We start from the raw sequence: 20,424 nt of genomic DNA, 5'->3' as shown, positions 1-20,424 counted from the left end.
TTCATTGAAAGGAGTTTTACTTTGACTGCATATTTATTTCCAGTAAAAACAGCATTTATTTTATTCCCCTTTTTAGCAATGTTTCTTTTAATCCCTTTTTTAATATTTAATTATCGAAAATACGGTTATTTAAATAAATGGCGCTCATTTATTTTATACTCATTATTACTTTACTTATTAAATGCCTATTTTCTTGTTATTTTGCCGTTACCACAAACGTTTGATACTTGTAGCCTACAACCAGCTAATACACAACACATGCAACTCTCACCATTTTATTTCATACAAGAGATTAGTAGTCATACATCGGCAGTTTTAACGAAACCAGCTACTTATTTCTACTTATTAAAAGAGTCTGCGTTTTTACAAGTTGCATTTAATGTTCTATTAACTGTTCCATTCGGTATTTACTTACGTTATTATTTCCGACGTAGTTTCTTACAAACAATTTGCATTTCCTTTTTCCTTTCACTATTTTTCGAGCTAACACAAGTGACTGGATTATACGGTATATACAATTGTGCATACCGATTATTTGATATCGATGATTTGTTTTTAAATACATTAGGTGGCGTAATTGGTTTTATCATTGCACCAATATTTACGTACTTCCTTCCGAAGACAAACGAGTTAGATAGTCATATTGATTTGGAAACGAAACCAGTCGGATTCATTCGTCGCCTTATCGCGATGCAAATTGATTGGATTTTCTTATCTATCGTCGTACCTGTCGTTAAAAACAAAGGAAATTCTTTTTTCGTTTCTAATATGCAATCTTACACGAATATGTATGAACTCATTTTCATTACGTGTTCAATCCTTATTTATTTTATTCTTATTCCATACTTTACAAATGGAAAAACAATTGGGAAAGCATTGCTTCGCATTCATCTAAAAGGAAAATCAGATCGTATTACATTAAAAGAACTATTTATTCGCTACGGTATATTTTATTTTGCGTTAGGCGGAATCAATTATATTCTTTCTAGTAGCTCTATGTTAAATCATACAGAACCTTTAGTATTACTCGTTACATTGTTATTCCTATTTATCATTAACGGCCTATTCATTATTCATGTTTTACTGCATGTATTTAGCCGTGATAAACTACTATTTTATGAACATATTAGTCATACAAGAAATGCAATTACACTAAAAAAAGCTGACAAATAATTATTTGTCAGCTTTTTTATATACATAATGTGAAACTTTAATCAGTGGGGGTCTTACTGCCCGGCAAATAGCGGGATAAATAACTTTTCTGCATAAGGATTAAAAAACATTCCAAGTTCATCTAGAGATTTCCTCACCTGTAAAAACGAATGAAACTCTGGATATATATCTTGTAATTGCTCATATGATAATGTATGCATTTTCCCCCAATGCGGACGCCCTTCATACTTCAGAAAAATTTTTTCCACTTCGCCAAAGTAAGCAGCATATTTCATACCTTTATACATATGAACAGCAATATACGCTGAATCTCTTCCATAGGCTGGACTAAGCCATATATCATCACCTTTCACATAGCGGCATTCGATCGGGAAGTGCACCTTATACTTTTTCTTTTCAATAAGATTTGAGATTTCTTCTACCACCGTCCTCATATACTTTGAAGGAATGCTATACTCCATTTCATAAAATGGTACCGTACGTGATGTAGCAAATACTTCATAGCTCGGGCCAATTATTTTTGTGTTTGGTACAGCTTTAGCTGATAATCGACTCACTCCTTTACTTATAGAAGGAAACCATTTACACCCTTTAGATAGTAAAGAGAACATCCTATTTTCAAGTAACTCCACCTTTAGTTTATGCCATTTCAAATCACTGCCTTGATTCGTTGTTTCGTTCGTAAGTTTTACTTGTACTTCATCAGAATAAGGAAAAACGAAAAATTCAAAATGACGATGCTTCTTATATTCTTCTAGTTTGTTCATTACAGTGGATAATGACTGTTTTTCACTTTCATAAACGAGTGAATACGCTGGAATAACCTTCAATTTTATCTTTACAATGATACCTAACATTCCAAGTGACAACTGAAACGCTCTCCAATATTCTACGTTCTCAGCTTCCGAACAAACTATACTCTCACCATTAGATAGAACTGCCGTAATCTCTATAACTTGTGTTGATAAGCTCCCAAAGGTAATACCCGTTCCATGAGTCCCCGTACTAATCGCTCCTGCAATAGATTGCGAATCAATATCCCCTAAATTTTCTTGCGCATAGCCTTTTTCCTCAAGTAACTTCCCTAAATCATATAACTTTGTTCCTGCCCACACTTCAGCGACCATCTTCTCTTCATCAATATTCACAATGCCCTTCAATTCATCTAAAGAAACTAAAACTTCTTCGGTTTGCACAAGGGGTGTAAACGAGTGTCCTGAACCAACAACACGAATTTTCTTTCCCTTTTTTCGCACAAGCCCCACAACTTCTACTACATCTTGTATACTTTCTGGATACATCGTATAATGCGGCGTTCCTTCTACATTCCCTGTCCAATTTCTCCACTTTTTCCCCTTTATAGAAAGCATTGGCCATCCCCCCGATATGTTGAATACTCCCCAACAATCTCTCCTTTTTTAACACGATACAAAAAAGGAAAGCGCTCACATAATTCACCAGCCTTACTATGACGAAACAAAATGGACTCTCCTATATCCACTCGTTCCTCGCCGTTATAAAAAATTGGCGTTTGTACCTCGCCAGCACCTTCTAAAGCTAATAGTTTTGCACCCTTCGGTCTCCAAACTTCAGGCTCTTTATCTTTTCCAACTGCTCCTGAAGCAATATATCCACCACCTAGGCAAGTGTAAATAAACGGGACTGGTTTACGCACAACTGGTAAAGCAAATCCGACCGCTGGATGAAATTTCACCTCTTTATAATAATCAAACAGCTTCGGAGAATAAAAAGCAGAACCTATTGTAATCTCTGAAACTGAATTATCTTTCTCAGTTGTTTTTATGCTTCCTGTTCCGCCTCCATTTACAAACCTTAGCTCAATACCAAGTTTTTGTATTGCTTTTACAATATGTTCTCTTCTTTCTTTCACTTCTAGCACTGATTTCTGCTTTAAATACGAAATTACTTTACTTTTCAACCATTGATTCGGTATATGATCTCCCACCCCAGCAATTTGAGCTTCATAACCCATTACACCATCTAACATTAAATATGATGACCTTCTCACCTTTTCTACTACTTTCAACGCATCCTGCACATTTTTTACTGGGGATCTTTGTACACCAAAATGAAATTGAAAGAAACGACTACTCATATCAACATCCAAACAAACACGAAAACATCCTTTAGATTTCTCAGCAATGCTTTCTAAATACACAATATGCTCTTCACAATCCACCATACAAGTTATAATGAAACCTTTCTTTGTTAACAAACTAATTTCATACAAAGCTCTCTCATCATAAGCAGGATATCCAAGCAATAAATCATTAAATCCTTGTTCTATTAAAAATAAAATCTCTCTAGGTGAAAAGCACATAACACCTTGAAATCGATCATTTGCAGCTAAAATCTTTTGCATAATCGGAACAGAGCGTAACGATTTACTCGCTATACGAATCTTCTTATTTCCACTTAACTCTATAATCGATTGAATATTTCTATCTAAAGCCATTTCATCCAAAAATGCACACGGTAATGGAACTTCTTTAAAAATTCCTCGATCCACATTTTTCTCTCCTCTTTTCAATATGTCTTATACATATTGGAAAGAAAGTATGATTTTCCTGTTTGCAAATAAAAAAAGTTTCTTCTTTACGAAGAAACTTTTTGAAACTACTTCATAGAAATAGTCGCCTCTACTGGATAATGATCAGAGTAATCATTATACGTATATTTTTGGAACCACGATGTAACAGTCCATTGTGGAGATTTCGGCTGTAACACCTTATTCTCTATATACGATGGGTTCGCATGGTCTTTGCTTGCAATAATATAATCTAAATATTCGGCAGGACTATCAGGGAAATTATATTTTGCAATACTGTTTGTCGTTGCATCCCAAGTCGCTGTATGTCCAGTATAAGATGGTACAGAAGCGTTCAATGTTTTAAACATAGATGCATACTCTGAATCATTATTGTTCTCTGCATTTATCTTATTTACGTTCATATCACCACCAATTAACACATACTCATTATTTGGTATATTTTTATTTTTAATAAAATCTTGAATTTCTTTTAATTGGTTCGTACGTACAGATGCTGGTGAAGTTTTTCCGCACATACTATCTTCAGCCTGCAAATGCGTCCCAATCACGTGAACGAAACGATCATTTTTCTTAATTTTCGTGTATACAAATCCTTTATTCGATAAATTATCTGGCCCGCATCCTTTTGCAAATACATATTGAATCTTTTCAGCGATTGGCCATTTGCTCACAATCGCAACGCCACCATCTTCAGGAGTTGAAGATGAATAGTTTCCTAACGTTTTATCCCATTCACTTCCACTACTACGACCTAATACTGCTGTTTGATTTGGATATTCTTTCTTCAAATTCCCTAATAAACGATCTGAAGCGCTATTATCAAACACTTCATTTAATATAACTACATCTTGATTCTTTATATAATCTGCCGCCCCGATTAAATCAGCACGCTCAGTTTGTCCCCAGTTCGGATATAAGTTTGTTGATAGCATATATACATTATGCGTCATCACTTTTAATGTATCATTTTGATTTGTAGGCACTTCTGCTTGAGCTGACGTTCCGCTATATAAAGCTCCTAAACCAACACCTAAGCTAAGTACACCTTTTAGCAATTTACCTTTCACGTTTCATACCTCCATGTATTGTATAGTGATAAAAAGGCCAAATACTCTATTCTGAGATTTGACCTTTTTTAAATACTTAACGATTTCCGTACGTATCAAACCAAAGCTGAATATATCCAGCAGTAACACGTTGTGCATCCATTAAACGCTTACCTGTCATTGGTGTAACTTCAGCGCGCCATTTATCTGCATATTCTTGTGATACAGCAGCTCTCACGAACCAATCTTTCGTATTATCATTTACAATGCCAGCGTAATCTTGTTTCGCAACTACTGCCGCTCCATGAATCCAATCTTCTGGATTCGTACCTTTCCAGTTCCAATATCCATTTCCATCCGTTACTTTATAATTATCTTTTATCGTATCTACAAAGTTTTCATATTTAGAATGGAATCCTTGTGGATACGATAGATTCGTAAAGTTTGCCGCATGCATCGGTTGGTTTACATCCCCTAAATAATGAAGAGATAATCCTAAATAGAAGAACGCTTGTTTCATATCTTTATTTTTATAAGACTCACCAGCTAATTTAAAATATTTAGCTCCTGTTTCCTTTGCTTGCTTTGCATACGGAATATAAGTTTTCCCATTGTCAGGGTCATAGAAATGTGAAGCAAATGTGCTATTATCATAATAAGGATTTTCATAGTCAGCAGCATAAATACCGTTCTCTAACTCAGTACGCCATTCATTTAATAGTGCAACTCGATCTTGTTTTACAAGTGTTGTATTACGAGACATAATATCAATTGCACGGTTTACAATCCATAAATGAGAATTCACGCCTTCTTTATGTTTATCTTCAGCAGACCAGCGCGGAATAACTCCAAATCTCTGTGCCCCATCATTTTCATGAGCAAATGCAACACTTTGTAATGGAGCAACTAATGTAATAGCTGCTGCTAAAGCAAGTACTTTCTTTTTCATATAAAATCCTCCATTTTATAATTGAATTATTGTAAACATTTTGTTAGGATCCTATGATGTCGTCCGGTTAACCTATGACTAGAATATCCCACCTTTCACGAAATTTCTATCACTAAATTAAAATATGCAAATGTTCATATCATTATAACTTTATACACAGTGAATATAATGAATGAATACACTTTCATTTTAATAAACTATTATTAAGGCTTGTCTAAACTAATGTAAAAAAAAAGTAAAGCATCTGAATGCTTTACTCTTTTTTTCTATTCGATAATATACTTGGCAATTGTACATTAACTGCTAACTTATGAATAAATCCAAACACTAGTCCAATCCCAATAAATATGTATAAGATTGTAAATATCTTTCCGAAATCAGTTTGCGGACTAAAATTCCCATCACCGACAGTCGTCAACGTGACCACACTAAAATATAAAGCGTCAATAGGACGTAATCCTTCAACTGTACTATAAAAAATCGTACCCGATATTAAAGTCAAAATTGTTAATACAAATAATACTTGAAATTCTTTATCTTTCCACGCTCGTAAACAGGCTCTTAACATTCGCTTTAAAGTTAACAAAAATGAAAGCATTAGATTCTCCCTTCCAAACAAAAATACATTGAGTCAAAGGAAAGTCTATCACCTTTCAGTATAGAAAAAAAGTAGCCCTCTTCTATTTCTAGAAAAGGGCTACTTTATTCGATTCTATCTTATTTAGGTGAAACAAGAATTTTCACTTGTGTTTTATCTTTTACAAGTGCTTCAAATCCTTCTTCAACAACTTGATCGACTGTAATTTTTTTCGTAATTAATTTCTCTGCTTGAATTTGACCAGAGCTAATTAATTTAATAACGGCTGGGAAGATGTGACGGTATCCTAAAATACCAATAACTTCTTTTTCTTTTAATACTAAATTATTTGGAGTAATTGTTGCGTCTTTTTCCCATACACTAACAATTACAGTTTGTCCTTCGAAGCTTGTACTTTCAATCGCTTGACGTAGTACAACTTCAACACCTGTTACTTCAAAGCTAACATTTACCCCTAAACCATTTGTTAAGTTACGAATTTCAGCTAACACATCTTGAGTTGCTGGATTTAATACATAATCCGCACCTGCTAATTTCGCTAACTCTTGACGTTCTTTAGAAAGTTCAACTGCAATAACAGGAGTTGCTCCTGCTGCTTTAGCTGCTTGGATAACAAGAAGTCCAATTGGACCGCAACCAAATACCGCTACAGCTTCCCCTTCTTTTAATTTACTTTGACGTACTGCATGAACCGCTACTGCTGCTGGTTCTACAAGCGCACCTTGTTCATACGTCATTTCATCTGGAATGTGATGAACCATATCTTCTGGTACTACTGTATATTCAGAGAAACCGCCGCCTTCTCCGCCAAGACCGTGGAAAACAAGTTGTTCACAAACATTGTAATGTCCATGTTTACAAGCTTCACATTTACCACAAGAATAAATTGGCTCTACAACAACGCGGTCTCCCACTTTATGAGATGTAACTCCTTCACCAATCTCTATTACCTCACCACTAAACTCATGACCTAAAATAACAGGTGCTTTCACATGTGTTAATGGATGTTCTTCTGTTGGAATAAAAATAGGCCCTGCTAAATATTCATGCAAGTCTGTCCCACAAATACCACACCATTTAACTTTGATTTTCACTGTTCCTGGTTTTACTGTTGGTTCTGGTACTTCTTCTACTCGTACATCACGTTGATTATGCCAAAGTAGTGCTTTCATTTTATACATCCCTCTCTATGTATATACTTAACCTGGTGAAGTTTACAATTCTATTATAATACTTCTATCCATATATTTCAAAAAAACAATCACATCCCCACTAATTTTTTACAAATAACGTTCAATATTTTGTCACTTTGTACTTTTTTCCACATCTGTTAATTCAATTTCATTGCAGGTGAAATTAGCATTGTGCCATAATAGCATAGGAGAGGTGAATATCGCTTGAAATATTTTATTTACTTTATCGTTATCGTGGCATTTTTAGATACATTTTCACAATTACCTATTATGAGTACTTTCGCTCAAAGCCTTGGAGGAACTCCTCTTATTATCGGGCTAGTTGTCGGTATGTACTCATTTGCTAATATGATCGGTAATATTATTGCTGGAGCCGCTGTCGATAAATTTGGTGCAAAAAAAATCCTTTATATAAGCATGGGAATTACGAGTTTCATAGTCTTGTTATACACCGTTGTTCAAAGTGGTGAACAACTATTAGTTGTGCGCTTTATGCATGGATTTAGTGATGGCTTTTTAATTCCTGCTGCCTTTACATTTTTATCAAAACAAACAAATGCAAAAAGACAAGGAAAAGCAATGGCTCTATCTGGTGCTGCTGTTGGAACAGCCGCAATCGTAGGACCTGCTTTCAGCGGTATTATGAAAGCAACAGCTGGCGTAGAGTGGGTCTTCATTACTATTTCTATTTTAATGGCTCTTGGTACGATCGTATCTCTATTCTTCTTACCAAATAACGTATCAAGAAAAGATACATCAAGAACGCAAATGATGAACAAAGAAGATATGGTTGAACTTTTAAAATCAGAACCGTTATTACAAGCATATATTGGTGCTTTCACATTAATGTTTTCACAAGGAATTGTCACTTATATGTTACCAGTAAAAGTTGAGGCATTAGCGCTTAAAGCATCTACAACAGGCATGATGTTAAGTGTATTTGGTATAACTGCTATCCTCTTCTTCTTGCTTCCAACAAATCGTATTTATGATCGATTTAATCGTTCGAAACTAATGCTAATCGGAATTGCAGTTATGGCATTCGCATTATCTTTACTCGGATTATTTGCTACAAAAGGTATGCTCTTTATCGTAATGATGATTTATGGAATTGGATTCGCAATCCTCTTTCCGTCTATTAACGCTTTACTTGTTGAAAATACTACAGACGATAATCGCGGAAAGGCATTCGGATTATTTTATGCCTTCTTCTCATTAGGAGTTGTTGCTGGCTCCTTTACAGTCGGCGCAATTGGAGCATCACCTAGCATCAGCTTCATTATCGGGACAGCATTTTTATTAACATTTGCTGGGATGATTTATGTAAGAAGCAAAGTAAAAAAGACAATGATGGGATAATCCATCGTTGTCTTTTTTAAAATGCATATTTATATAATCCATAATACAATGGAAGCGTTGGAATAATGCCAATTAATTTAAATATAAAAGGTAATGGCTCATCTCGCTCTTCATATAAACGAAAAACAAAAACTGCAGTTAAAGTCCAAATGATGCTAAACAAGAAGATACATTTCCAAACAATTGAGGTTAATATTTGTATATCAAATACAAAACCAAAGACCCCTATCGAATAGAACTCTTTTTGCCCAATATATTACTTTTGTGTATAACCAAATAACAATGTAAATAAATTGAGCCGTAAAGGCAATAATAGATCTCTTCTTTTAAACAGAAAGTTTATAAATACTGACGATACTTCGACAATTTCCTCGGAAATATTTCCTTTCCCCACATAATTTGATACACTACACATGAATAAACACTTGTATTACATAAAGTGAAACTTTAATCAGTGGGGGTTTTGTTCCTCCCCACTGATTATTAGTTGAACCAATCGGGCTTTTACGGGCAGTTGATCTCCCAACTAACTTCTTTACTTCCACTGAATTTTGAGGTGGGGATCTTACTGACCGTTAATGCGGGATAAACTAAAATAATAACTTACTGTACAAATTAAAAAGCACACTCTTCATATGAAGAATGTGCTTTTATGTTATTAACGTTTAATCCAAACAGCGCCTGCCGATTTATCTTCTGCCTGTCCAACAACTTGGAATTTAAGTCCAAGGTTTGGAACTTTTCTTCCTGCGTCTGCAATTTGCTTGTTACTATATACTTTTGAATCATCAAAAGTTGTAACACCTTGTAATCCAGAATAGTTAAACTGACCACGTGTTAATGAATTTACACTCCATGCTGGTGTTTTATCAAATGAAAATGCTGCATCTGCAATTTGCATGCCTGTATTACCGTATGCTGGTTTTCCGTTTAAATTACCAACTAGCGCTTCTGGATGAGAATCTACAACACCAAGGAATCCTTCACCTGGATGCACCCCAACCCAGTTATCTTTGAAACTATCATCTGCATACCAAACGACAAGACCTGTATTATACACTGGACCTTTTCCTGCTTTTAAACCATTATCTGATCCCGCATAATTTCTCCACTCTAAGTAGTAATAATGAGCTTTCTTCTCTGTCCCATCAGAAACAACAAAACCATTTAAATTCATTTTAGACTGTCCTTCTGCATCATCAGAAAATACAACTTGTCCATCAACAGTTACATTTACATTGTCCATCGCAAAACCTTTATATGTTACAGCCGGATCTGTAATATAGTCGAATTGTAGTTTCACTTTTTTGCCTTTAAATTGACTTAAATCATATGATTTATCAATCCATTTCCCATCTGTTGTATCTTTATCTCCTTGGACTACTTTTTCCCCAAGTCTATCAATTAATGTTTTCGTTCCATCTTCTGTTACTGCATGTACTTCGACGAAATCGCACTCTGCTTCTAACTCATAATTTGCTTTATAATCGAATTTTGCATTTGTTCCCTTTGTTAAATCAAAGAATGGTGTCTCTAACGTTGTATGCATATCATCGCCTCTTGTACTATAATATGCATGCTTTCCAAACTCCGGTTTAATCGTTTCAACACTTTTACCTGGTAAGTTAACACGTACAACGCCTGGACGATTTGATTTCGTAACACTTTGATCAATATAGGTAGGAACTCCCACACCACTCTTAATTTTATCGTAATCTACTTCTAATATTTTTGCCCAGTTGCCACCCATATTCTTTTGTAAGAAGTCTTTATTTTGTGGTGAAAAACTAGTCGGCTCTGTTCCTGCGATTTTCCCTGTCCAACTACCTCCACTCATTAATGACCAAGCTTCGACTGGTGAACCATTTCCAGTATATTTCGTGTCATATTCATCTGGTAATCCAAGATCATGTCCAAATTCATGTGCAAACACACCTACAGCTCCATCTTCTGGTTCAATTGTGTAATCATGTGCTGCTACTTTACCACCAAAGTAATCTACCTTTGATTTCGTACCTTCAATCGCTACTGGATCTACTGCTAATTTTGAACGATGTGACCAGATCGCATCATCACCTAATTTACCGCCACCAGCTTCTTGACCAACACCAGCATGGATTACCATTAAATGATCAATTACACCGTCAGGTTCATTTTGATTCCCGTCCCCGTTTGTATCATATCTATCAAATTGATCAAACTGAGATAAATCTAGTCCTTTCTCAGCAGCTGCATGCAAAGCTTCTTTCACTAAATCACGTGCACCCTTTGGACCTTTATTATCGTGACCACTGCTACCATCAGCTCCATAATCAGATGCTTTTCCTGGAACAGTTAGCCACTCCGTTACATATCCATCTGTCGTATAACTACCACCAGACTGCTCTTCATAGTATTGTTTAAACGTTTTTACTTTTGAACCATCAAATAAAGTATACGGCTCATTACCGAACAACATCTTTTGATAATGTTCTCTACTAAAGTCTTTCGAATACATATAACCTGGTGTTTGATCAATATTATTATGTTTATAATCACTAAATTCAACGAGTAACACTAATACTTTATCCGATCGAACAGATCCCTTATATGGAGCTTGCTTTGCTTTTGAAGTTGGAACTTGCCCATTCAATTGCTTTTTATTTGGTTCTGGCTTTTGCTCAAGGCTAACATTTTTTTCAGCCTTTTTTACATTTTCCTTTTCTTCCATCTTTTTCTCTTTTACTTTTTTTGTGAAATCAGATGTTTCTTGTGAGTGAGCATCTGGAAGAATTTCTTTATTCGCCTGATCTCCTTGTTTCTTTTCAATATATTGCTCAACAGCTTTTTTCGTCTCTTCTTTAGAAGATGCTGGATTAATTGTTCCTCTTTCTTTCAGAGCTTCCGCTAAACGATCTTCTTGAATTAAATTGTAATCAATTGGTGTTGTAGATACACTATCTTTCTCTTTTGCTACCGTTTCTGCATATGCTAACGGAGCACTCATTACAGATGTACATCCGATAATTGCCGCAATTGCTAATGATGACAACACTTTAAATGGTGCTTTTCTTCTCATTCCATTTCTCCCCTTTATAAAACTTAAAATTCAGATAAATCGGTGCATTTTTGTCCAAATCTCTGTTTACTACCCTCCCTATATAAAAAGACATAATTCTATAAACATTAAGCTTTTTGTTATAGAATCATGCCCTCCAGTTTTCTGGTCAGACCCTCTATCTTTTTATCCCTTGGTTCAATTAATAATCAGTGGGGGGATGAACAAAGCCCCCACTGATTAAAGTTTCACTTTATGTCGAAATATTAAAAATAAAGAGTTATGTGATATATATTAAATATCTTATATAACAAATTTAAAAGACAATATGCAAAATTGCATGAAAATTCTTTTAAATAAAAAAGAATCCTAGTCAATTAAACTAGGATTCTTGCTTTTCTATTATTTCTCTTGTGTTTTTTCCCAATCAGCTAAGAATTTCTCAATTCCTTGATCTGTTAATGGGTGCTTCACTAATGAAGCAATTACGTTTGCTGGGATTGTTGCAATATGTGCACCGTTTAATGCTGCGTCAGTTACGTGAACGCTGTGACGTACAGATGCTGCGATGATTTCTGTTTCGATACCATGAATTGCAAAGATTTCTGCGATTTGACGAATTAAATCCATACCGTTATGACCGATATCATCTAAACGACCTAAGAATGGTGAAACGTACGTTGCACCAGCACGAGCAGCAAGTAATGCTTGAACTGCTGAGAATACTAATGTAACGTTTGTACGAATTCCTAAATCAGAGAACGCTTTTACTGCTTTTAAACCTTCTGTTGTCATTGGAACTTTTACAACAACGTTTGGAGCAATCTTCGCTAATTCTTTTCCTTCTTCAATCATTTTATCAGCTTCTAAGCTAATTACTTCTGCACTTACAGGTCCTTCTACAACGTTGCAAATTTCACGAATGCGCTCGTGGAAATCTACGCCTTCTTTTGCTACAAGTGATGGATTTGTCGTTACTCCAGCTAATACGCCTAATTCATTTGCCTCTTTAATTTCGTTAATGTTTGCTGTATCAATAAAGAATTTCATTTGTTGTTCTTCCTTCCTAATTTTCATTTTATATTTATTTATTTTTCTTAATAAGCTCTAATTCAATCGGAATAGATTTGTCCACTTTTTTACCTTGTGTTATCTCTTTTGCTGTTTGCATCGCCTTCTCTCCGATTAATTCTGGTTTTTGAGCGACTGTTGCAGCCATACGCCCATCGTTAACCGCTTTCACAGCATCTTCTGTTGCATCAAATCCAACAACTACTACATCTGTTTTTCCAGCAGACTTCAATGCTTCAAGTGCACCTAATGCCATCTCGTCGTTATGAGCAAACACGGCTTTAATATCGCTATTTGCTTGCAAAATGTTTTCCATAACAGATAATCCTTTCGCTCTATCAAAATCAGCCGCTTGTTTGGCAACTACTTTTAAAGACTTATCGGCTACGTTATGGAATCCTTTCCCACGTTCACGAGCAGCAGACGATCCAGGGATTCCTTCTAACTCAGCAACGTTTGCTCCTTCGCCGACTAATTCACGAATGTAATCACTAGCCATTTGACCACCTTCGATATTATTAGATGCAATGTGAGAAACAACCTTACCTGAATTCGCAACGCGGTCTACTGTAATAACAGGAACATTTGCTGCGTTTGCTGCACTTACTGCTGAAGCAACAGCATCTGAATCGGTCGGATTAATAACAACTACATCGACACCCTTTTGAATTAAATCTTCAACATCGTTCGTTTGCTTTGCTGCATCATTTTGCGCATCAACAGCAATCAATTCGATGCCACTATCTTTCGCTTTCTTTTCTGCCCCCTTTTTCAAAGTTACAAAGAAGGGATTATTTAAAGTTGAAACAGAGAATCCAACTTTAATAGTTTTATTTCGACCTTTATCGCTAGAATCCTTTGCCCATTCTGGCGGTTCCATTGAACAACCAGCAGTAATGACCATAATACATGCAACGAGTATAAGTAACCATTTCTTCATGAACTGTCCCTCCATTACGCTTCTTTTCTACGATCAATTAATACAGCTAATAAGATTACAAGTCCTTTTACAACTTGTTGGAAGAAAGAAGATACACCTAATAAATTTAAACCGTTATTTAGTACACCGATAATAAGTACACCGATGAATGTACCAACAATCCATCCTCTTCCCCCAGAAAGACTTGTTCCACCTAATACAACTGCTGCAATTGCATCTAATTCATAAGAAGTACCTGCAGTCGGCTGTGCAGAATCTAATCGTGATGTTAAGACAATACCTGCAAGCGCTGCCAAAATTCCGGAAAGACCGTAAATCATTACTTTAATTCTCGTAACATTAATACCTGATAGTGCTGCTGCTTCTTCATTTCCACCAATTGCAAATGTACGGCGACCAAATGTCGTTTTCTTCAAAATGAAGTACAGTACTGCGAAAGCGATCATCATTGTAACAGCGGGTACCGGAATACCAAGAAAATAACCGCGGCCAAACATTTGGAACATTAAATGATCACCAAGACCAGTGATCGGACGTCCGTCCATATAAACAAGCGTCAACCCACGAAAAATAGTCATTGTTGCTAAAGTTGCAATAAATGGAGCTACTTTTCCTTTCGCAATGATGATACCGTTTACAATTCCCATTACAAGACCTGCTAATAGTCCAACTACCATTGCAAGGAACGGATCCATGCCACTTGCCATCATTCCAGCAACAAGTGCACTTGATAATGCTAAAATAGAACCTACCGATAAGTCAATACCCCCTGTTAAAATTACGAAGGTCATTCCAAATGCAATAAGCGCATTAATCGATACTTGACGCAGTATATTAAATAAATTTGGAATTTCAATGAACGCTGGATTTAAAGCTGTAATTACGACGATAATTAATACTAAACCGATTAAAGAACCGAGTTGTTGTAATACATTCCCCTTCTTAGCCATCCTTACTCTCCCCCTGTAGCTAGTGCCATAATAGACTCTTGTGATGCCTCATCTTTCCCTAAAATTCCGCCGACTTTTCCTTCATGAATAACAAGAACTCGATCACTCATCCCTAAAACTTCCGGAAGCTCAGATGATACCATAATAACGGCATCGCCTTGCTCTGTAAGCTTATTCATAATAGAGTAAATTTCTTTTTTCGCTCCAACATCGACACCTCTTGTTGGCTCATCTAAAATGAGTAATTGCGGATGAATGCCTAGCCATTTTGCGATTACAATCTTTTGCTGATTTCCACCAGAAAGAGATTTCACTGCCTGCTCTCCGCTAGATGCTTTCACATTAAGAAGCTTCATCATATCCTCTGTAAACTGTTGTTCTAGCTCATTGCTTAGAACACTTCCCTTTGAAAGATTTTCTAAATTCGGTAAAGCTAAATTTTCTCGAATTGAAAAATCTAACACTAATCCTTCAGACTTTCTATCTTCTGTAATGAAAGCAATTCTTTGTCTAATTGCATCTATTGGACTATCAATCTTTACTTCTTGTCTATTTATAAAAATTTGTCCAGAGTCTAAAGGTTCATAACCAAATATCGCTTTCATAATATCAGTGCGACCAGCCCCCATCAAACCAGCTACACCAAGGATTTCACCTTTCCTCACTTGAAACGAAACATTTTCAAATTTCCCTTTCTTCGTTCCATTACGCATTTCAAAAATGACATCACCAATTTGACTATTTCGCTCTGGGTAACGTTCACCAATGCTGCGCCCCACCATCATACTCACTACTTCATCAAATGATGTTTCTGGAATTAATCTCTTTCCTACGTATTCTCCATCACGCAAAATCGTAATAGCATCACATATTGAGAAAATCTCTTCCATACGATGCGAAATGTACACGAATGAAACACCTTCTTTACGTAACTTATTGATTACTGTAAAGAGCGTTTCGATTTCACGATCCGTCAGTGCCGCAGTAGGTTCATCCATAATAATAACGCTCGCGTTTGTCATTAATGCTTTCGCAATTTCGATAATTTGCTGTTGTCCAACCGATAATTCCTCTGCTAACATAGCGCCTCTTACATGCAGCCCTAGCTCTGCTAGTTGCTGCTGCGCAATCGCGTTCATTTGTCGAGTGCGTAAAATACCTGTTTTCCCATACATTAACTCTTTACCGAGAAACATATTTTCAGCTACTGTTAAATTCGGCAATATGTTTAGTTCTTGATGTATAAATGCGATGCCGTACTCTTCAGCTTCTTTCGCATTTTTAAAGGTGCGCTCTTGCCCATCAATCTTGATTGTCCCACCATCTTTTTTGTATACACCTGTTAAAATCTTCATGAGCGTTGATTTACCCGCTCCATTTTCCCCCATCAATGCATGGACTTCTCCTGTTTCAATCATAAACTGTGCATTCTTCAAAACAGGATTGCCATTGAACGCCTTTGAAATGTTTTTCATTTCAATATGCATTCCCATCACTTCCCTTTATTAAAAAATCACGCCTGCATGTAAAATTACATTTGCATAAGGCGTAGCCTCGCCTGTACGAATAATTGCCTTCGCTTTCTTTGTATGCTCTTTAAATTGTTCATGAGATACATACTCAAATGCTGGCTCTATTAATTTCCGTTCGATCTCTTTATTTACTTCCGCATTATTTATAATGACTTCTTCTGCTAACGTCACTTTTTCGATTGCCATATCATCAGCTACAACTTGTAACACCTCTAAAAAACTCGGTTTTCCAATCTCAACAGCTAAATCAATTCGTTTTACTCCGTCAGGAATTGGTAAACCGCAATCAGCAATTACAACCGTATCTGTATGCCCAAGTGAAGCAAGGACTGCCGCGATTTCACTGTTTAATACACCATGCTTTTTCATCCAACAATCACCTGCACTTCACGTACTCGATCTCTCGTTGGCATACCGCCCTGTGCCCCAAGTTTCGTTACAGAAAGACCACCGGCAATATTCGCGAAACGAATTGCTTTTTGAAGTGTCTCTCCTTCAGAAAGTGCAACTGCTAACGCACCATTAAATGTATCACCAGCTCCAGTTGTATCCACTACATCAACAGCAATGCTAGGAACATGTACAATCTCTGTTCCATTATGGAAACGAACACCGTTAGAACCTTCTGTCATCAATAATTTATTTGGATACTTCGCCAATAAATCTTCAATTGGTGATGTAAAATCATCTAATACGATGCGGCACTCATGTTCATTTGGCGTAATATAAGTTGCTTTTTCTAAAATTTCTTCTGATAAAACTTGTGCTGGCGCTGGATTCAACATAACAGGAATATTATGTTCCTCACAAATAGCCAATACATATTTTACTGTTTCAAGTGGAATTTCTAGTTGAAGAACAACCATATCCGCTTTTACAAGAAGGTCTTTGGAGCGATCTACAACTGACTTATTTACAAGAGCATTTGCCCCTTGTACGACAACAATACTGTTATCTTCTTCTGCTAAAACGATATGAGCAATTCCTGTCGTTCTATCTGTAACCGGTACCACATAATCGATAAAAATGCGTTCGTTCTCTAAATTTTTTCTAACTACTGTTCCATAATCATCATTTCCTACCGCTCCAACCATTGCTACATTTGCTCCTAACCTAGCTGCAGCAACTGCTTGGTTTGCCCCTTTCCCTCCTGGGATTGTATGAAACGCTTCACCAATTACTGTTTCTCCTGCTTTCGGCCGTTTTTTTGAAACAGCCACTAAGTCCATTGAAATGCTTCCTACTACTGCAATATTTGGCATCTGTTTCATCTCCTTACTTCGTTGTATTTCGTTCTATAATTTCAATTGGCAAACGATAGTGTTTCTCTTCTAATGTATTTCCTTCCATTTGCTCTAACAACAACTCTGTTGCAATTTTCCCCATTTCATATATCGGTTGTGCAACTGTTGTAATAGATGGATACATCATTTCCGTTAAAGAAATGCCATCAAATCCGATAATTTGTAAATCATCTGGAATGGCAATCCCCTTTTGAAGTGCAGCCTTTACAATACCAATCGCAATTAAATCATTCCCAGCAACAATACCATCAATATGCGGGTATTCTTCTAATAATTCCATCGCTACACGCTCACTATTTGCTGGCTCAAACGTACTCTCCGCAATCATATACGAAAGATTATTTTGCGTAATAACGTCTACAAAACCTTCAAAACGTTCATTTGCAGTACTCACATCACGTGGTCCGCGAATATGTGCAATATGTTTACATCCTTTATCTAGTAACAACTTTGTCGCAGCCTGACTTCCTGCATAGTTATCTGCATATACAGTAGGAATACGCTCATTAAACATACGGTCAATCGCAACAACCGGAACAGATAAATTCATGTAATTAACACTATTTTGTGGATTCGTTGCTACAATAAATCCATCTACATTATTTTGTCTAAGTACATCAATGTATTGTTTCTCTTTTTCTAAACTTTCATCAGAGTTACAAAGAACAACTGTGTAACCTTGTTTATGTGCTACATCTTCTACGGCACGTGCAACTTCTGGAAAGAACGGATTCACGATATTCGGAACAACTAAGCCAATTAAACGAGACTTTTTATTATACAGTGAACGCGCTACTGTACTAGGCTTATAATCTAACATCTCTATTGCACGCTCTACCTTTTTTAATGTATCTTCATGAACATATCCATTTTTATTTAGAACTCTGGAAACGGTCGCAACAGATACTCCCGCTAATTTCGCAACGTCTTTAATCGTACTCATTCTCTTTTCTCCTCATTTAATGTAACCGTTTACAGAAAATAATATAACGTATTTCTAAAAATACGTCAATCATTTCTCACTAAAAAGCTTTTAAGGTTATACTCAAAAAAGCACCGCCATAAGGCGATGCTTCTTCATTACGAGTATGATACAGTTTTTTCTTTTTCTTCAACAGCAGGCTCTTCAGCATCTTTTTTACGATCTGATAGTTTAATTTTTTGTAAGAAAATCGTAAAGATGGCACCTACTACGATAAATACTAATCCTGTTAAGAATACAGTATGAAGCGAGTCTACTAAAGAGTTTTTCAAAATAGGTACAATGCTGTTAGCAAACGCTTCTGGCATTTGTTTTAATGCCTCTGGGCTAAATAGCATCGAATATAAACCTTGTGGATCTGTGTGAATCATATCTTTAAATTTCGTTACCATTTGTCCCGCTTCTTTCGGGAATGTATCTAATACAGGTACTAATTTATTTGTTAACGTTGTACCTGAAGTGTTATTCATAATTGATCCTAAAATTGTAATACCAAATGTTCCACCAATTTGACGGAAGAACTGACTTGATGACGTTACGACACCAAGGTCTTTTTTCGGGAAGCTTTCTTGTAACGCTAATGTTAATGTCGGCATTACAAGACCCATTCCTAAACCGATAACCATCATATAAGAAGTAGCTGTAAGCTTCGTTGTGTGCATATCCATCGTTGTTAATAACCAGAAACCACCGGCCATAATAAGCATACCTGCGATAATTTGTGGTTTTACACCAACTTTTAATACAAGTTGCCCACCGATAATACTCATTACAATCATTGTAATCATCATTGGAGTCATAATTGTTCCTGATTCAGCAGCACTTACTCCTACAATACCTTGCATGAAGAATGGTACGAACATAATCGCGCCGAACATTCCAATACTCATAAAGAATCCAATCGCATTCAGTATTGTAAATGTGCGATTTTTAAAGAAATGCATTGGTAAAATCGGCTCTTCAGCTTTCGTTTCAACAATAACAAAGCTAACGATACCAATTACAGCTAGTGCGAATAAACCGATAATTTGCCAAGAATCCCATGCATAATCTTTTCCGCCAAACGTTAGCGCAAGTAATAAACTTACAACACCTAGAATCATCGTAAAGATTCCAGCGATATCAATTTTAATTGGTCCTGTTTGTTTATGTGATTTTAATCCCATTGCAATAAAGATTGTTGCTAAAATACCAACCGGTAAGTTAATGTAGAATACCCATCTCCAGTTCACTGCATCTACAATCCAACCACCAACTTGCGGTCCAATTACAGAAGCAAGACCGTATAACGCACCAAAAATACCTTGCCATTTCGCACGTTCTTTTCCCGTGAACATATCTCCAATAATAATCATAGCCATTGGCATCATAATACCGCCACCAAGACCTTGAATACCACGGAAAATAATTAATTCTGTCATACCATTCGCCATACCACATAACGCCGAACCAATCATGAAAATAACTAGCCCTGTTATATATACGTTACGACGACCAAGTAAATCCGCTAATTTACCTGCAATTGGTACAACTGTCGTTGATGTTAACATATAAGCTGTCGTTAACCATGTCATTAAACTTAATCCGCCTAGGTCACCGACGATACGTGGCATTGCTGTACCAACAATTGTTCCATCTAATGCAGCAAATAGCATCGCGATTACTAAACCGATTAACAACAACTTTCTATTTTGATTTTCTTGTTGCTCCATGTAATC

The 20,424-nt window shown here is 36.2% G+C and carries 17 protein-coding genes and 1 pseudogene; 2 read left to right on the top strand and 16 right to left on the bottom strand.

The window, feature by feature from the left end:
* Positions 1-21 precede the first annotated feature (21 nt).
* Complete coding sequence (locus tag ACTFSL_RS14215) at positions 22-1,173, top strand: VanZ family protein (protein ID WP_000128025.1); 1,152 nt, start codon at positions 22-24, stop codon at positions 1,171-1,173.
* A 53-nt stretch (positions 1,174-1,226) separates the two neighbouring features.
* Here ACTFSL_RS14215 and ACTFSL_RS14210 read toward each other — a convergent pair whose 3' ends face one another.
* The 6 genes from ACTFSL_RS14210 to bdhA all read right to left on the bottom strand — a co-directional run bounded on the left by ACTFSL_RS14210 (position 1,227) and on the right by bdhA (position 7,510).
* Positions 1,227-2,543 carry a D-arabinono-1,4-lactone oxidase gene (locus ACTFSL_RS14210; RefSeq protein WP_440041880.1) on the bottom strand — a complete coding sequence of 439 codons (1,317 nt, stop codon included), beginning with the start codon at positions 2,541-2,543 and terminating at the stop codon, positions 1,227-1,229.
* Complete coding sequence (locus tag ACTFSL_RS14205) at positions 2,531-3,703, bottom strand: amino acid deaminase/aldolase (protein ID WP_440041879.1); 1,173 nt, start codon at positions 3,701-3,703, stop codon at positions 2,531-2,533. The genes ACTFSL_RS14210 and ACTFSL_RS14205 overlap by 13 nt, the downstream gene beginning before the upstream one ends.
* A 107-nt stretch (positions 3,704-3,810) precedes the next feature.
* Positions 3,811-4,812, bottom strand: coding sequence for a sphingomyelinase C (gene sph, locus ACTFSL_RS14200; protein WP_440041878.1), 1,002 nt, complete (start codon positions 4,810-4,812; stop codon positions 3,811-3,813).
* A gap of 76 nt (positions 4,813-4,888) precedes the next feature.
* Positions 4,889-5,740, bottom strand: a complete 852-nt coding sequence (gene cerA / locus ACTFSL_RS14195) for a phospholipase CerA (RefSeq protein WP_000730995.1) — start codon at positions 5,738-5,740, stop codon at positions 4,889-4,891.
* 253 nt (positions 5,741-5,993) lie between these two features.
* On the bottom strand, positions 5,994-6,338 hold the full coding sequence (locus ACTFSL_RS14190) for a potassium channel family protein (RefSeq protein WP_000948210.1): 345 nt from the start codon (positions 6,336-6,338) through the stop codon (positions 5,994-5,996).
* A gap of 119 nt (positions 6,339-6,457) precedes the next feature.
* Positions 6,458-7,510 carry a (R,R)-butanediol dehydrogenase gene (gene bdhA / locus ACTFSL_RS14185; protein ID WP_000645827.1) on the bottom strand — a complete coding sequence of 351 codons (1,053 nt, stop codon included), beginning with the start codon at positions 7,508-7,510 and terminating at the stop codon, positions 6,458-6,460.
* A gap of 225 nt (positions 7,511-7,735) precedes the next feature.
* Here bdhA and ACTFSL_RS14180 point away from each other — a divergent pair, with 225 nt between their 5' ends.
* On the top strand, positions 7,736-8,890 hold the full coding sequence (locus ACTFSL_RS14180; RefSeq protein ID WP_000873271.1) for an MFS transporter: 1,155 nt from the start codon (positions 7,736-7,738) through the stop codon (positions 8,888-8,890).
* A 16-nt stretch (positions 8,891-8,906) separates the two neighbouring features.
* On the opposite strand, the pseudogene ACTFSL_RS14175 reads toward ACTFSL_RS14180, so the two are convergent.
* The 10 genes and pseudogenes from ACTFSL_RS14175 to ACTFSL_RS14130 form a co-directional block, all read right to left on the bottom strand.
* Positions 8,907-9,119: pseudogene (locus ACTFSL_RS14175) on the bottom strand (hypothetical protein); the annotation flags it as partial.
* A 429-nt stretch (positions 9,120-9,548) separates the two neighbouring features.
* Positions 9,549-11,948: a M6 family metalloprotease immune inhibitor InhA2 gene (gene inhA2 / locus ACTFSL_RS14170; RefSeq protein WP_001252986.1), complete on the bottom strand. Its 2,400-nt coding sequence runs from the start codon at positions 11,946-11,948 to the stop codon at positions 9,549-9,551.
* 381 nt (positions 11,949-12,329) lie between these two features.
* On the bottom strand, positions 12,330-12,977 hold the full coding sequence (fsa, locus tag ACTFSL_RS14165; protein ID WP_000667670.1) for a fructose-6-phosphate aldolase: 648 nt from the start codon (positions 12,975-12,977) through the stop codon (positions 12,330-12,332).
* A gap of 34 nt (positions 12,978-13,011) precedes the next feature.
* Positions 13,012-13,938, bottom strand: a complete 927-nt coding sequence (gene rbsB, locus ACTFSL_RS14160) for a ribose ABC transporter substrate-binding protein RbsB (protein ID WP_000758976.1) — start codon at positions 13,936-13,938, stop codon at positions 13,012-13,014.
* Positions 13,939-13,952: 14 nt separating this feature from the next.
* Entirely contained in the window at positions 13,953-14,888 is a 936-nt protein-coding gene (locus ACTFSL_RS14155) for an ABC transporter permease subunit (protein ID WP_001074646.1), read from the bottom strand.
* Between the two features lie 2 nt (positions 14,889-14,890).
* Complete coding sequence (gene rbsA / locus ACTFSL_RS14150; RefSeq protein WP_440041875.1) at positions 14,891-16,375, bottom strand: ribose ABC transporter ATP-binding protein RbsA; 1,485 nt, start codon at positions 16,373-16,375, stop codon at positions 14,891-14,893.
* Between the two features lie 18 nt (positions 16,376-16,393).
* A complete protein-coding gene (gene rbsD / locus ACTFSL_RS14145) occupies positions 16,394-16,789 on the bottom strand; it encodes a D-ribose pyranase (RefSeq protein WP_000716152.1) in 396 nt (131 codons plus the stop codon).
* Positions 16,786-17,682, bottom strand: coding sequence for a ribokinase (gene rbsK / locus ACTFSL_RS14140; RefSeq protein WP_001132865.1), 897 nt, complete (start codon positions 17,680-17,682; stop codon positions 16,786-16,788). Before rbsK ends, rbsD begins: the two co-directional genes overlap by 4 nt.
* Before the next feature lie 13 nt (positions 17,683-17,695).
* Positions 17,696-18,667: a ribose operon transcriptional repressor RbsR gene (gene rbsR, locus ACTFSL_RS14135; RefSeq protein WP_000104051.1), complete on the bottom strand. Its 972-nt coding sequence runs from the start codon at positions 18,665-18,667 to the stop codon at positions 17,696-17,698.
* A 137-nt stretch (positions 18,668-18,804) separates the two neighbouring features.
* Positions 18,805-20,418, bottom strand: coding sequence for an MDR family MFS transporter (locus ACTFSL_RS14130; RefSeq protein WP_000437647.1), 1,614 nt, complete (start codon positions 20,416-20,418; stop codon positions 18,805-18,807).
* Positions 20,419-20,424: the final 6 nt, after the last annotated feature.

This window comes from Bacillus cereus group sp. MYBK108-1 (genome assembly GCF_051917185.1).
Lineage (GTDB): Bacteria > Bacillota > Bacilli > Bacillales > Bacillaceae_G > Bacillus_A > Bacillus_A cereus.
Note: the sequence above shows the minus strand (reverse complement) of the source record. Positions and strands in the feature narration are given on the sequence as shown.

Coding starts and splice junctions, on each gene's coding strand:
- cerA (WP_000730995.1), bottom strand. CDS start 5,740: ATGAAAAAGAAAGTACTTGCTTTAGCAGCAGCTATTACATTAGTTGCT.
- ACTFSL_RS14130 (WP_000437647.1), bottom strand. CDS start 20,418: ATGGAGCAACAAGAAAATCAAAATAGAAAGTTGTTGTTAATCGGTTTA.
- rbsD (WP_000716152.1), bottom strand. CDS start 16,789: ATGAAAAAGCATGGTGTATTAAACAGTGAAATCGCGGCAGTCCTTGCT.
- ACTFSL_RS14210 (WP_440041880.1), bottom strand. CDS start 2,543: ATGCTTTCTATAAAGGGGAAAAAGTGGAGAAATTGGACAGGGAATGTA.
- rbsB (WP_000758976.1), bottom strand. CDS start 13,938: ATGAAGAAATGGTTACTTATACTCGTTGCATGTATTATGGTCATTACT.
- rbsK (WP_001132865.1), bottom strand. CDS start 17,682: ATGCCAAATATTGCAGTAGTAGGAAGCATTTCAATGGACTTAGTGGCT.
- rbsA (WP_440041875.1), bottom strand. CDS start 16,375: ATGCATATTGAAATGAAAAACATTTCAAAGGCGTTCAATGGCAATCCT.
- ACTFSL_RS14190 (WP_000948210.1), bottom strand. CDS start 6,338: ATGCTTTCATTTTTGTTAACTTTAAAGCGAATGTTAAGAGCCTGTTTA.
- fsa (WP_000667670.1), bottom strand. CDS start 12,977: ATGAAATTCTTTATTGATACAGCAAACATTAACGAAATTAAAGAGGCA.
- ACTFSL_RS14155 (WP_001074646.1), bottom strand. CDS start 14,888: ATGGCTAAGAAGGGGAATGTATTACAACAACTCGGTTCTTTAATCGGT.
- rbsR (WP_000104051.1), bottom strand. CDS start 18,667: ATGAGTACGATTAAAGACGTTGCGAAATTAGCGGGAGTATCTGTTGCG.
- inhA2 (WP_001252986.1), bottom strand. CDS start 11,948: ATGAGAAGAAAAGCACCATTTAAAGTGTTGTCATCATTAGCAATTGCG.
- bdhA (WP_000645827.1), bottom strand. CDS start 7,510: ATGAAAGCACTACTTTGGCATAATCAACGTGATGTACGAGTAGAAGAA.